At 72.0% G+C, this 13,118-nt stretch carries 14 protein-coding genes; 8 read left to right on the forward strand and 6 right to left on the reverse strand.

Annotation, left to right across the window (positions count from 1 at the left end):
* Positions 1-122: 122 nt before the first annotated feature.
* The 7 genes from HJG52_RS05515 (at position 123) to HJG52_RS05545 (ending at position 5,678) form a co-directional block, all read left to right on the forward strand.
* Complete coding sequence (locus HJG52_RS05515; RefSeq protein WP_171242482.1) at positions 123-506, forward strand: hypothetical protein; 384 nt, start codon at positions 123-125, stop codon at positions 504-506.
* Entirely contained in the window at positions 503-1,585 is a 1,083-nt protein-coding gene (locus tag HJG52_RS05520) for an AAA family ATPase (protein WP_346767579.1), read from the forward strand. Before HJG52_RS05515 ends, HJG52_RS05520 begins: the two co-directional genes overlap by 4 nt.
* Entirely contained in the window at positions 1,582-2,526 is a 945-nt protein-coding gene (locus HJG52_RS05525; protein WP_171242483.1) for a DUF58 domain-containing protein, read from the forward strand. The genes HJG52_RS05520 and HJG52_RS05525 overlap by 4 nt, the downstream gene beginning before the upstream one ends.
* On the forward strand, positions 2,523-3,557 hold the full coding sequence (locus HJG52_RS05530; RefSeq protein WP_171242484.1) for a VWA domain-containing protein: 1,035 nt from the start codon (positions 2,523-2,525) through the stop codon (positions 3,555-3,557). The genes HJG52_RS05525 and HJG52_RS05530 overlap by 4 nt, the downstream gene beginning before the upstream one ends.
* A gap of 45 nt (positions 3,558-3,602) precedes the next feature.
* Entirely contained in the window at positions 3,603-4,574 is a 972-nt protein-coding gene (locus HJG52_RS05535) for a S1C family serine protease (RefSeq protein ID WP_206069928.1), read from the forward strand.
* Positions 4,575-4,689: 115 nt separating this feature from the next.
* Positions 4,690-4,839: a hypothetical protein gene (locus HJG52_RS05540; protein ID WP_171242485.1), complete on the forward strand. Its 150-nt coding sequence runs from the start codon at positions 4,690-4,692 to the stop codon at positions 4,837-4,839.
* A gap of 2 nt (positions 4,840-4,841) precedes the next feature.
* Positions 4,842-5,678, forward strand: a complete 837-nt coding sequence (locus HJG52_RS05545) for a GDSL-type esterase/lipase family protein (RefSeq protein WP_171242486.1) — start codon at positions 4,842-4,844, stop codon at positions 5,676-5,678.
* A 2-nt stretch (positions 5,679-5,680) separates the two neighbouring features.
* On the opposite strand, the gene HJG52_RS05550 is transcribed toward HJG52_RS05545, so the two are convergent.
* On the reverse strand, positions 5,681-6,850 hold the full coding sequence (locus tag HJG52_RS05550) for an alpha/beta hydrolase-fold protein (RefSeq protein WP_171242487.1): 1,170 nt from the start codon (positions 6,848-6,850) through the stop codon (positions 5,681-5,683).
* Between the two features lie 149 nt (positions 6,851-6,999).
* On the opposite strand from HJG52_RS05550, the gene HJG52_RS05555 reads away from it, so the two are divergent.
* Positions 7,000-7,581: a methyltransferase domain-containing protein gene (locus tag HJG52_RS05555; RefSeq protein ID WP_171242488.1), complete on the forward strand. Its 582-nt coding sequence runs from the start codon at positions 7,000-7,002 to the stop codon at positions 7,579-7,581.
* A gap of 46 nt (positions 7,582-7,627) precedes the next feature.
* On the opposite strand, the gene HJG52_RS05560 is transcribed toward HJG52_RS05555, so the two are convergent.
* From HJG52_RS05560 to rbfA, 5 genes are all read right to left on the reverse strand, one after another.
* Entirely contained in the window at positions 7,628-9,484 is a 1,857-nt protein-coding gene (locus HJG52_RS05560; RefSeq protein WP_171242489.1) for an AMP-dependent synthetase/ligase, read from the reverse strand.
* A gap of 124 nt (positions 9,485-9,608) precedes the next feature.
* Positions 9,609-10,775: a rod shape-determining protein RodA gene (rodA, locus tag HJG52_RS05565; RefSeq protein WP_171242490.1), complete on the reverse strand. Its 1,167-nt coding sequence runs from the start codon at positions 10,773-10,775 to the stop codon at positions 9,609-9,611.
* Positions 10,739-11,698 (reverse strand): bifunctional riboflavin kinase/FAD synthetase, encoded by a 960-nt coding sequence (locus HJG52_RS05570; RefSeq protein WP_346767580.1) that lies wholly within the window; start codon positions 11,696-11,698, stop codon positions 10,739-10,741. Before HJG52_RS05570 ends, rodA begins: the two co-directional genes overlap by 37 nt.
* 10 nt (positions 11,699-11,708) lie before the next feature.
* Positions 11,709-12,626 carry a tRNA pseudouridine(55) synthase TruB gene (gene truB, locus HJG52_RS05575; protein ID WP_171242492.1) on the reverse strand — a complete coding sequence of 306 codons (918 nt, stop codon included), beginning with the start codon at positions 12,624-12,626 and terminating at the stop codon, positions 11,709-11,711.
* Positions 12,613-13,098 (reverse strand): 30S ribosome-binding factor RbfA, encoded by a 486-nt coding sequence (gene rbfA / locus HJG52_RS05580; protein WP_171242493.1) that lies wholly within the window; start codon positions 13,096-13,098, stop codon positions 12,613-12,615. Before rbfA ends, truB begins: the two co-directional genes overlap by 14 nt.
* Positions 13,099-13,118: the final 20 nt, after the last annotated feature.

Genomic DNA, 13,118 nt, shown 5'->3' on the forward strand with positions numbered 1-13,118 from the left:
GCTTTCGCTGAACTTTCGCTGCGGCTTTCGGACGTTTTCGCAGCCCCTTGATGGGCTGGGACTCGCCAGCCACCCGGCGGGCACCGCAGCAGCGGAAACCCCTTGGAACGCAAGGAGCGCAGATGACCACTCCCACTCCCGACCCGACGCCGGAGCCCCAGGTCTCATCGGACCAGGCCCTGCCCGGCCCCAACCCGACGGGCGCCCGCCGGCTGCGCCGAGGAGCCCTCGTGGGCGCCGCGGCACTGCTGCTGGCCGCCGGTGGCGCCACCGCGGCATACGCCTCGTCCAACACCGACGGGGCCGAGAGCGGCTACGCGACCATCGTCGACACGCAGGGCGAGACCCAGCAGCCGAGCCAAACCCAGCCGGACCAGAACTCCCAGGATGGCACCGGCAACCGCACCGACTGCCCGGACAAGGGCGGTCAGGGCGGCACGGACCAGGGTTCCGGCTCGGCGCAGGGCGGCACCGAGTCGCAGGCACCGGACACGAGCACGCTGTGACCGAGCCACTGACGCACCCGGCGTCCCACGACACCCCCTCCCCGGCCACGTCCCCCATGGCGGCCGGGGAGGGGGCCACCCCGGCCCTCGCGACCAACCACGGCGTGCCGCTCGAACGAGCCCTGTTCGAGGTCAAGCGGGTCGTCGTCGGCCAGGACCAGATGGTCGAGCGGATGCTCGTCGGCCTGCTGGCCCGCGGCCACCTGCTGCTCGAGGGCGTGCCCGGCGTCGCCAAGACGCTCGCCGTGCGAACCCTCGCCGACGTCATCGGAGGCTCGTTCACGCGACTGCAGTTCACGCCCGACCTCATGCCCGGCGACATCGTCGGCACGCGGGTGTGGCGCCCGAGCTCGGAGTCCTTCGACAACGAGCTGGGGCCGATCTTCTCCAACCTGGTCCTCGCCGACGAGATCAACCGTGCACCGGCCAAGGTGCAGTCGGCGCTGCTCGAGGCGATGGCGGAGCGCCAGGTCAGCGTGGGCGGCAGGACCTTCGCGCTGCCCAAGCCGTTCCTCGTGCTGGCGACGCAGAACCCGATCGAGTCCGAGGGCGTCTACCAGCTGCCGGAGGCCCAACGGGACCGCTTCCTGCTCAAGGTCGACGTGCCCTACCCCACCGACCTCGAGGAGCTCACGATCCTGCAGCGGATGAGCGTCGACCCGCCACGGGCCGAGCGCACGCTTCAGGTCGAGGACGTCGTGCGGCTCCAGCGCGCGGCCGACGAGGTCTTTGTCCACCACGCGGTGGCGCAGTATGCCGTCGCGCTGGTCATGGCGACCCGCGAGCCGCACCGCTACGGCGTGGGCCAGCTCGACGGCGTCATCGACCTCGGCGCCAGTCCCCGCGCCACGCTGGGCCTTGTCGCCGCCGGTCGTGCACTGGCACTGCTTCGCGGCCGCGACTACGTGCTGCCCGGTGACGTCGCCGACATCGCCCCGGACGTCCTCAGCCACCGGCTGGTGCTGTCGTTCGACGCGGTGGCCGACGGCGTCGACCCCCGCAGCGTGGCGACCAGCATCGTCGCGGCGATCCCCCAGCCCCGCGTCGCACCCGCGCAAGGTGGCGAGGTCGCACCGTGAGGCTCGCCGACGGCAGCGTCGTCCGTGACCCGGAGCGGGCCTTCCAGGCGCTGGACCTCGTGGTCCGCAGGCGTCTGGACGGCCTGCTCCAGGGCGAGCACGCAGGCCTGCGGCTCGGCGCGGGCACCGAGCCGGAGGAGGTGGTGCGCTACCGGCCGGGTGAGGACGACGTGCGTCGCATCGACTGGAACGTCACCGCCCGCAGCATGGACCCGCACGTGTGGCGGCCCCAGGCGCAGCACGAGCTGGACACCTGGGTGCTGGTCGACGAGACCGCCAGCATGGACTTCGGCACGGTGACCGCGGAGAAGCGCGATGTCGCCGCCTGGGTCACCGGGGCCATCGGTCTGCTGGCGGACGGCCCGGGCAACCGGGTGGGGATCGCGCACCTCACCGATGACGGAATCCGTTGGGACGCACCACTTCCCGGCCGCGTCACGGCCCGGCGCGCACTGCGTCGACAGACGAGCCCCCATCGCGGGCCCACTGAGAACGTCGACCTCGCGCACGCGATCGGCGCCCTCGAGCGGCGGCAGCGACGCTCCGGGCTGCGCGTGGTGGTCTCCGACTTCGTCGAGCCGGACGGCGACACCGACCGGCCGCTGCGGTGGGAGCCGGCGCTGCGACGCCTCGCCGCCCGCCACGACGTCGTGGTCGTCGAAATCTCCGACCCGCGTGAGCTCGAGCTCCCAGACCTCGGGCACCTCGTTCTCACCGACCCCGAGACCGGGCGCCAGCGCGAGGTCTACACCTCACCTGCGCTGCGTTGCCGGTATGCCGCAGCTGCCGCGCAGCACCGCGCGGCCGTCGCCGAGGGCGTGCGTGCCACCGGCGCCGGCCATGTGGCCCTGCGCACCGACACCGACTGGGTGAGTGACCTCGCCCGCTTCATCCTCGCCCGCCGGCACCAGCCGCGGGCTCGTACCAGGAGCACCCGATGACCTTCCTCTCCCCCTGGTGGCTGTTGCTGCTCGTGCCCGTCCTGGGCCTCGCCGCGGCATACCTCCTCATGCACCGCAGGCGGACGCGGTATGCCGTCCGGTTCGCCACCCTGCCCCTCCTCGAGAAGGTGGCGCCCCGCCAGCCCGGCTGGCGGCGGCACGCACCAGCCGCGGCCTTCCTCCTCGCACTGACCACCCTCGGTTTCGCCGCCGGGCGTCCTGAGGTGAACCTGCGGCTCCCGCACGAGCAGGCCACCGTCATCGTCGCCGTGGACGTGTCCAACTCGATGGCCGCGACCGACGTCGACCCGAACCGGCTCGAGGCGGCCCGTGCCGCCGCCCGCACGTTCATCGAGAACCTGCCCGACACGTTCAACGTCGGTGTCGTGGCGTTCTCGGGCTCGACCCAGGTGCTGGCCGCGCCGACGACCGACCACGACGAGGCCGCCGCCAGCCTGCAGCGGCTCGAGCTGGCCGACAGCACGGCGATCGGCGAGGCGGTCTTCACCTCACTGGACCAGATCGCCTCGATGGCGGCAGCCCAGGACGACGCCGACACGCAGCAACCGTCGACCGGCCCGGACCGGGGCGCCACCGACGGCCAGGACGGCGCCGGCGAGCCGAACCAGCAGGCGCCAGAACGCATTCCAGGCCGCGTGGTCCTGCTCTCGGACGGCTCGAACACGCAGGGCCGCGACCCGGAGCAGGCGGCTCAGGCTGCGTCCGACGCCGAGGTGCCCGTGTCGACCATCGCCTACGGCACCCCTGACGGCACGATCGACCTCGGTGGCCGCCAGGTGCCCGTCCCCGCCGACGAGGAGGCCATGGCCGAGCTCGCCGACGCGACCGGTGGCCAGACCTACACCGCCACCAGCGGCGACGAGCTCGAGGCCGTCTACGAGGACATCGGGTCCTCGATCGGCTGGCGCACCGAGCCCCGCGAGATCACGCCCTACCTCGCCGCCGCGGCATTCCTGTTCCTGCTCGGCGCGGGCGCGATGTCGCTGCGCTGGTTCGCCCGGCTGCCCTGACCCGCCGGCGAGACCCGACACCCCGACCACCTCACGGAGACGACGATGACCCAGACACCCACCCGCCCCACCTGGCCAGGGCTCGGCGTGCCCGCCGGACCGGACTTCGTCCGTCGCCATGACCAGGAGCCCACCGAGCCGTCCCCTGAGCCGACACAGCCCGTCATGTCCCTCGCCCCGGCCCCCGCGCCGGAGCCGCCACCGACCCCGGACCCGGCCGGACCCCTCCCTGTGCCTCCCGGCCGGGTCCGGTCCGCGCGCAGGGGACGACGCGGCATACCCACCGTGCTGCTGACCGCGGTCCTGGCCGGCGGGCTGGCGGGAGCAGGCACCGCCTGGTGGCTCGAACCGGGCGCCACCTCCACCGGTGGAACGAACATCGCCCAGGAGCCTCCGAGCGGACGCGCTCCCGCGGCGGCCGCCGGCACAGAACAGGCCGCCGCCGAGGCGATCATGCCCAGCGTGGTCCAGGTGCGGGCCGGCAGCGCCAGCGGGTCGGGCTTCGTTCTCGACGACCAGGGGCACGTGCTGACCAACCACCACGTCATCGACGGCGCCAGCACCGTGCGCCTCCAGCTCTCGACGGGGCGCACCGTGTCGGCGACCGTTGTCGGCAGCAACGCGGCGAACGACATTGCGGTGCTTCGGGTTTCGGATCCCTCGGTCCTCACCCCTGCGCGCATCGGCCAGTCGTCCTCGCTCGCGATCGGCCAGCCCGTCATCGCGGTTGGGTCACCGCTCGGCCTGAGCGGCACCGTCACCAGCGGCATCGTCAGCGCGGTCGACCGGGAGGCACGGCTCGGCGGGCAGGCTGCGCAGTCGGTGATCCAGACCGACGCCTCGATCAACCCCGGCAACTCCGGCGGCCCGCTCGTCAACCTCGACGGCCAGGTGGTCGGCGTCAACACCGCCATCGCGACCCTCGGCGGGCGCAGCTCGGGCTCGATCGGCATCGGGTTCGCCGTCCCCATCGACCGGGCCGTGTCCGTCGCCGAGCGCATCATCGACGGCGGCTGAGCCCTCCGGCGCCGCAGACGTGGCCGACGGGCCCGGTCGTCGGAGGACGGCCGCCCGCCGGCCACCCGGCCGCACGTTCAGGCAACACCCAGCCACGCGGCATACCGTCTGCGCCGTGCGCCAGTCCTCGATCCGTCTCATCGCCGGCCTGGGCTTGTTGCTCGCCCTTGCCGGCGCCACGCACGCCATCGGCTCGGGCCCCGACGGGCCGCCGCCCTCGCACGCAGCGAACCGCGCCTCGACCGCGACACCGCACCACACCTGACCGTGCCGCGCCGCTGGCCGACCCGGCTCGCGTGTGGGCTCGCCGCGGCGACCCTCCTCACCGGGTGCTCGGCACGCCCACCCGGCACGACCAGCGGGGCGGACACGTCGACGCGCACCCCCACGACCACGACGGCCGGCTCCTCCCCGAGCGCCTCGTCGACGACCCGAGCCGTGGGGCCCACCACAGTCGTGGGACTCGGCGACTCGGTCATGTCCGGCATGAACTGCGACTGCGACCCGTTCATCGTCACGTATGCCGCGGCGCTGGGTGGGCGTGACCACCGCACCGTGCACGCGGTGAACCTCGGCCAGTCGGGCATCACGACGCCCCAGCTCATCGAGCAGCTGCACCAACCCGACGTGGCCGCCCGGGTGGCCGCCGCCGGCGAGGTCGTCATCACCATCGGCGCCAACGACCTGGTGCCGCTCGTCTCGCGGTGGAAGGACTCGGGTTGCGCCGTATCGTGCATGGCGCCGAGCGTGGCGACCATGGGGGCCACGGTGGACCAGGCCCTCGCCCGCGTCGGCCAGCTGGTGCGGCCCGGGACCCCGGTGCTGGTGACCGACTACTGGAACGTGTTCGAGGACGGCGACGTCGCCGACGTGCGGCACGGCGACGGGTTCGCCGACTGGAGCGACGCGGTCACCCTGCGCGCCAACGCCGCGATCTGCGCCGCGGCGATGCGGGCCGGTGACACGTGCGTCGACCTGCGCCAGCCGTTCCTCGGCGACGACGGGTCCAAGAACCCCACTCCCCTGCTCGCCGACGACGGCGACCATCCCGACGCGGCCGGGCACGCGCTGATCGCGCGCACCCTGCTCGCGGCGACCCCCTGAGGTCAGGCCAGGCGTCGCGCTAGGAAGTCCAGGCCGGCCGGCACCACCCGTGACCAGTCACGGAAGTTGTGGCCGCCACCGGCCACGGTGACCACCTGCACCGACATGGGCGGTCGCACCAGGCTCGCGAACCTGCGGGTGTCGACGATCCCGTTGTGCCCCAGCTCGTTGGTGCCGATGCTGGCGTAGACCGACACCGGCGGCGCGGGCTGGTGCTGAAGCAGCCACTCGAGGTCGTTGAGGTGACGCACCTGCGGCGATCCGCCCCAGAGGTCGCCGGTCGTCCCGTCGCGAAGCGTGTGGTAGTACCCGGACAGGGAGACGGCGCTGGTGAAGACGCTCGAATGGGTCATGGCCAGCTTGGTGGCGCAGTAGCCGCCGGTCGAGTCACCCATCGCGCCCCAGCCGGTGGCGTTGACGCGCAGGTCGGAGGCGACCGCGCGTGGCACGTCCTCGGCGAAGTAGGTCAGCGCGAGCGGGCCGGCGGGCACGTCGGTGCACTCGGTGTCCCGCGGCGGCGCGATGGTGGGACGCATCATGACCAGCACCATCGGCTTGGCCCGATGATGCGCCATCTCGGACAGCAGGATCGACGGGTAGTGCATCCGCTCGACCAGGGCAGTCGTCATCCCGGGGTACCCGGTCAGCACCTCAACCCCCGGGAACCGCGTGTGGCGGTAGGCGGGCTGGAAGTACTGCGGCGGCAGGTAGACCAGCGCCTCCTCGGACATGCCGCTGTGCGCCCCCGCGATCGTCACCGCCTGCACCCGGCCCTTCGTGGACCACTGCGCGGGGGTCGACCACTGGGACTGGGTCGCATGGGCCACGGCGCTCTGCGTCTGGGACGGAGCGACGCCGGTCCTGCCGTGGTCGGTCCCTGAGCTGTCGGGCTTCACACCTAGGGCACGCGAGATCGTGGCCGGATCGGGTGCACCTGACGACGTCTGGCCCACGAGGTCGGACCAGGACCCGAAGAAGTACCCGTAGTTGTTCAGGCCGGCGGCGACCAGCAGCACCGTCGCCACCTGGGTGACCAGGAGCAGCCCGACACGTTGCGCCACCCGCAACGGGCGCCCGCCCCTGACCCGCGGCCACGCCACGAGCGTCACCACCATCGTCACCAGGGTGACCACCGACAGGGTGAGCACCAAGGGCCAGCCGAGCAGGGGCACCAAGCACCTCCGGTCACCGGGCCGCCACGGTGGCGACTCGGTTCACCTGCCATCGTCAGCCCGGAGGCTGAGCGCAGGCTGAACGCGCGCTGCATCGTTGCGCGAGGGCATCCGCCCACCAGCGGTGCGGTCGGCGGCATACTGGCGTCGTGGCCGGAGCTGCGGACCGGGTCGCGGCAGCCATCAGGGCGGTGCCGCGCCAAGACTTCCTCCCCGCGGCCCAGCGGGGCTACGCCCGACGTGACGCACCGCTTCCCATCGGTCATGACCAGACCAACAGCCAGCCCACGACCGTGCGGCAGATGCTTGAGCTCCTCGACGCCCGCCCCGGTCACCACGTCCTCGACGTCGGCAGCGGATCGGCCTGGACGACCGCGCTGCTCGCCCACCTCGTGGGGTCGCAGGGTCGCGTGGTCGGCGTCGAGCGGGTGCCCGAGCTCGTCGCCTTCGGCGCCGACAACCTCAGGGCCGCAGGTATGCCGTGGGCCACGGTCGCGCTCGCGCGGCCCGGCACGCTCGGGTCACCGGAGGGTGCGCCCTACGACCGTGTCCTGGTGTCGGCGCAGGCGACCGAGCTCCCCGGCGAGCTGGTCGCCCAGCTGGGGGACGGCGGCATACTCGTCGTCCCCGTCGCCGGTCGGATGCTGCGCGTGACCCGGCCCGCCGGTGGCGCCGAACCGGTGGTCGAGGAGCACGGGTGGTACCGGTTCGTGCCCTTGGTGGTGGACTGAGACCCGTTGTGCTGCACCCGATTTCGGCTGGTGACGGGCGGCTCCCTCAGCCGTCGTAGAGCGCGTCGAGCTGGTCCCGGTACTTCTCGCTGACCGCCTTGCGGCGCAGCTTGAGGCTCGGGGTGAGCTCGCCGTCCTCGACGGTGAGGTCGTGGTCGAGGATGACGAACTTCTTGATCTGCTCCCAGCGGTTGAGGTTGACGTTGAGGGTGTCGATGTAGTTCTGCACCATCTCGCGGGTCTGGTCGGACCGCACGATCGTGGCGTAGTCGCCGGTGATGCCACGTGTGTCGGCCCAGTCCTTGATGGCGTCGGCGTCGAGGGTGACCAGCGCCGTGACGAAGTTGTGCTCGGCGCCGTAGACGACGAACTGGCTGACGTACGGGCACAGGCCCTTGAAGGTCGACTCGATGAGCGACGGTGCGACGTACTTGCCGCCGGAGGTCTTGAAGAAGTCCTTCTTGCGGTCGGTGATCTTGAGGTAGCCGCGGTCGTCGAGCTCGCCGATGTCGCCGGTGCGCAGCCAGCCCTCGGCGTCCTTGGTCTCGGCGGTCTCCTCCGGCTTGTCGTGGTAGCCCTCCATGACACCGGGGCCGCGCAGCAGCACCTCGCCGTCCTCGGCGATCTTCGCCTCGGTGCCGGGCAGCGCCCAGCCGACGGTGCCGATCCGGTTGGCACCAGGGCGGTTGACGAAAGACGCGGCACTGGTCTCGGTGAGCCCGTAGCCCTCGATGATGGGCAGCCCGATGGAGTCGAACCAGTGCGCGATGTCCTGGTTGAGGGCAGCTGAGCCGGAGATGAAGAACCGGATCCGGCCACCGAACCGCTCACGCACCTTGTGCAGCACCAGCTTGTCGGCGAGCGCGATCTTCTTGGCCAGCATGCCCGTCGGCTCCTCGCCGCGGGCGCGCATCTCGGCCACCTCGCGGCCGACGCTCACCGACCACAGGAACAGCTTCTCCTTGAGGCCGCCCTCGGCCTTCATCATCATCGTGATGCGGGCATAGGCCTTCTCGAAGATCCGCGGAGCCGCTCCCATGAAGGTCGGCTTCACCACACCGAGGTTGTCGACGATCTTGTCGATGCGGCCGTCGATGACGGTCGGGAAGCCGACCTGGAGCGGCAGCGTGAGCAGGAACTTGCCGAACACGTGCGCGAGCGGGAGCCACAGGAACTGAAGGTCCTTGGGGCTGAGGATGCCGATCGCGTCGGTGGCCGCCGCCTGGTACGTCCAGGCGTTGTGCTGCAACCGAACTCCCTTGGGGCGACCGGTCGTGCCCGAGGTGTAGATGATCGTCGCGAGCTGGTCCGCCGTCTGGGTGTCGATGCGGTCGTCGACGGCGGTGGGGTTGGTGGCGAGCAGCTCGGCACCGCGCTGCTCGAGGTCCGCCAGCGACAGGACCCACTCGCCGTCGGCTGCGCCCTCGAAGACGATGACGTGGCCGATGTCGGGCAGGTCGACCCTGCGCTCCCACAGCTTCGTGACCTGGTCGTCGTCCTCGGCGAAGACGACGCGGCTGGCTGAGTTGGCCAGGATGTAGGCCACGTCCGGCGCAATGGTCGTCGGGTAGATGGTCGTCGTGGCACCGCCGGCGCACATGACAGCGAGGTCGGCCAGCGCCCACTCGTACCGGGTCGAGGACGCGATGGCGACCCGGTCCTCCGGCTCCACGCCAAGGGTGATGAGGCCTGCGGCGAGCCGGTAGGCACGCTCCTTCGCCTGCGCCCAGGTGACGGACGTCCAGTCGTCGCCCGCGGCATACCGGAATGCCTCCGTATCGGGCGTGCGCGCGACGCGGTCACGGAAGAGCTGTCCGACGCTGGCGGAGCGGCGCTCGATGACGGTGGGGTCGAACTTCTCCGCCTGTGCGGAGGCGGTGGGGTCCAGGGTGGGAGTCGACATGGCCTTCCTCGGCTCTCGTGGGGGTTTCCGCGATGGTGCCAGACGAGCGGAGCCGGGAGGGCCGAGCTCGCAAAACGTGACCGAACGGTTGGGTCGGCCAGGATCCGGGCGGGAGCGGGTCGGCTCAGGGACGCGCGGTGACGGTGGCGAGGTGGACGTTGTTGACGAGGCCGATCGCGAGCCAGCACGCGAACATCGACGAGCCGCCGTAGGACAGGAACGGCAGCGGCAGTCCGGTGACCGGCGTGAGCCCGAGGTTCATGCCGACGTTCTCGACGACCTGGAACAGCAGCCACGCCGCGACCCCGACCGCCATGAGCCGGCCGAACGCGTCCCGGGCGCGCGCAGCCACGAGCACCGACCGCAGCACGATGAAACCGAGCAGCAGCAGGATGCCCACTGCCCCGATGAACCCCAGCTCCTCCCCTGCCACCGAGAAGATGAAGTCGGTCTGCTGGAACGGAATTCGCCCACCTTGCGTCTGCGCCCCCTCGAACAGACCCTGCCCGCTCCAGCCGCCCGACCCGATCGCGATCCGCACCTGCCGCGTCTGGTAGCCGATGCCCTGTGGGTCGGTGCTCGGGTCGAGGAACGCGGTCAGCCGGTCGCGCTGGTAACCACTGAGCACCGGCGTCGTCAACGCGGCGACCACCCCGGCGGCGACGAGCGCGAGCAGCGCAGCCAGCCACCTTTTCGGCGTCCCCGCGACAGCCACCACTCCGAACGCCAGCGCCCCCAGGACGAGCGCCGAGCCGAGGTCCGGCTGGAGCAGGATCAGCCCCACCGGCACACCGGCCACCAGCGCGGTGAACGCCAGTTCGCGCCGCCCCGGCCGCGCGCCACGGTCGAGCCGCTCGCCGAGGACCACCGCCAGCCCGACGCACAGCGCCGCCTTGGCGAACTCCGACGGCTGCACCGAGAAGCCGCCGGGCAGCAGGATCCACGAGTGTGACCCGTTGACGGTCGACCCGACCGGTGTGAGGACGAGGACCAGACCGACGATCGAGGCGAGGTAGAGCACAGGGGCGAGCGCGCGCAGCGTCTGGTGCCCCAGCCGCGTCACCACCGCGGCCAGCACAACCCCGAGTGCCGTGTTGAGCAGGTGTCGGGCGAGGTATGCCGTGCCGCTGGCGTGGCGGGTCGCCGACCACACGAGGACGGCACCGACGAGCGACAGACCCAGGGCTGCGACGACGAGCCCCCAGTCGGACCGGGCCCAGATCGCGGCCCCGTGACCACTGCGCGGGCGGCCGCTCAGGACGGGACGATCGTGCCCAGGACCTGCCGGCACTTCTCCACGTCCGCAGCCATGGCCTCGAGCAGCTCCTCGACCGAGTCGAACCGCAGCGTCGGGCGGATGCGCTCGACGAACTCGACGCTCACGTGCTCGTCGTAGAGGTCGAGGTCGGTCCGGTCGAGCACGTAGGCCTCGACGGTGCGCTCGGTGCCGTCGAAGGTCGGGTTGGTGCCCACCGAGATGGCGGCGGGCAGGGTGCGCTCGGGGTCGTCGGTCGGCTTGTCCAGCCTCGTCAGCCACCCGGCATACACCCCGTCTGCGGGCACGAGGCCGAGCGAGTCGGGCGCGAGGTTGGCCGTCGGGTAGCCGAGCTCGCGCCCCCGGTGGGCGCCGTGCACGACGGTGCCGGTCATGCGGTGCGGCCGGCCGAGGACACCGGCAGCGGCGGCGACGTCGCCGGAGGTGAGGTCGCGCCGGATCGCGCTGGAGGACCAGCGTTCGGAGTCGCCGAGGTCGTCGAGGGCGATGACGTCGAAGCCGTGCCGCTGCCCGAGCTCGGCCAGCAGCTCCACGTCGCCGGTGTAGCCCTTGCCGAAACCACGCGTGTCCGAGCCCACGACCAGCGCCTGCGCCCCGAGCGTCTGGACGAAGGTCGTCACGACGAAGTCCTCCGCGCTCTGGTCGGCGAACTCGCGGGTGAACTCGAGCACGAGCAACCCGTCGATGCCGGTTTCCTCGAGCAGCTGGTCGCGCAGCGGGCCGGGAGCGATGAGCTCCACGGTGTCCGGGTGGAAGATCTCGGCCGGGTGCGGCTCGAAGGTCACGGCGACCGTCGGCAGGCCGCGCGCGGCGCCCTCCTCGACGAGCCGGGTCAGGACGGCGCGGTGGCCTTGGTGGACACCGTCGAAGTTGCCGAAGGTGGCGACGCATGGCCGCAGCTGCGCGGGCGTCTCGGCGGGGTCGGTCCAGCGATGCACGGAGGACACTCTACGAACCCGACGGGGCGAAGACGACGTGTGCCCGCGCTTTGTGAGCGGACTCATCCAGCATCGCCACGAGCCGGCCGTCGGGGGCGAACGCCGCCACGGGTTCGGTGCGCAGCGGCTGGGCCGAGTCGATCCGCTGGCCATAGCCCACCGCGGTGGCCTCGGCGTCGGTCAGCTCGTGACGGGCGAACTGGGCGCGGGCGGCGTCGGGCAGCTCGATGACCGGCACGGCTTCGGGGTCGTCCAGGGCGGTGAGCCGGTCAAAGTCGCGGGCCTCGTCGAGGGTGAACGCCCCGACCCGGGTGCGCCGCAGCGCGGTGAGGTGGCCGCCGACGCCGAGCGCGGCGCCGAGGTCACGCGCGAGCGCGCGCACATAGGTGCCCGAGCTGACGGTCACCTCGACGTCGAGGTCGAGCAGCGGTATGCCGTCCGCGGACGTCGCGGGCCGGCTCGCCACCACCTCGAACCGGCTGACCGTGACGGGGCGCGCGGGCAGGTCGACGTCCTCGCCGGTGCGCACGCGGTGGTAGGACCGCTGCCCCTTGACCTTGATGGCCGACACCGAGCTCGGCACCTGGTCGATGTCGCCGGTGAGGTCCGCGACCGCCGCGGCGACGGCCTCGTCGGAGAGATGGTCGGCGGCGGCCGTGGCCGTCACTTCACCGTCGGCGTCGTCGGTGATCGTGTTCTGCCCCAACCGAATCGTGGCCGTGTAGTCCTTGTCGGTGCCGACGAGGAAGGTCAGCAGCTTGGTCGCCCGGCCGATGCCGAGCACCAGGACGCCGGTGGCCATCGGGTCGAGGGTGCCGGCGTGACCGACCTTGCGGGTGCCGCAGATCCGCCGCGACCGGGCGACCACGTCGTGGCTGGTCCAGCCGGCCGGCTTGTCGACGACGAGGAGGCCGTCAGCCGCGGGCATCCGGCTCGTCAGCCTCGTCGCCGGCCGCGGCTCCTTCGTCGTCCTCGTCCTCGTCGTCGTCGTGGCGGTACGGGTCGGACTCCCCGGCATACGTGGCACCGGCGGCGCTCGCGGCCACCGCCGCATCGCGCTCCTTGGCCTCCTTGAGCAGGCCCTCGATCTGCGACGCCGACTCCGGAAGTGCGTCCGGGATGAACTCCAGGCTCGGCGTCAGCCGGATCTGCAGCTGCTTGCCGACGAACGAGCGCAGCTTGCCGCGGTTCTTCTCCAGCAGCTCCGCGGTGCGCTCGCGCTGGGTCTCGTCACCGAACACGGTGTAGAAGATCGACGCGTGCTGCAGGTCGCCAGTGACGCGGACGTCGGTCACGGTGACGAAGCCGAGGTCGGGATCCTTGACGATCGACTCGAGGTTCGCGGCGACGAGGGTCTTGATCCGGTCGGCGATCCTGCGGGCTCGTCCGGCGTCGGCCACGGGGTCCTCCTGGGCATGTC

The organism is Knoellia koreensis (assembly GCF_013041615.1).
In the GTDB taxonomy this organism is placed as follows: domain Bacteria; phylum Actinomycetota; class Actinomycetes; order Actinomycetales; family Dermatophilaceae; genus Pedococcus; species Pedococcus koreensis.

Excerpts from the sequence above, each read along its gene's own strand:
- HJG52_RS05515 (WP_171242482.1), top strand. The coding sequence starts at position 123 with ATGACCACTCCCACTCCCGACCCGACGCCGGAGCCCCAGGTCTCATCG.
- HJG52_RS05530 (WP_171242484.1), top strand. The coding sequence starts at position 2,523 with ATGACCTTCCTCTCCCCCTGGTGGCTGTTGCTGCTCGTGCCCGTCCTG.
- HJG52_RS05560 (WP_171242489.1), bottom strand. The coding sequence starts at position 9,484 with ATGTCGACTCCCACCCTGGACCCCACCGCCTCCGCACAGGCGGAGAAG.
- HJG52_RS05535 (WP_206069928.1), top strand. The coding sequence starts at position 3,603 with ATGACCCAGACACCCACCCGCCCCACCTGGCCAGGGCTCGGCGTGCCC.
- truB (WP_171242492.1), bottom strand. The coding sequence starts at position 12,626 with ATGCCCGCGGCTGACGGCCTCCTCGTCGTCGACAAGCCGGCCGGCTGG.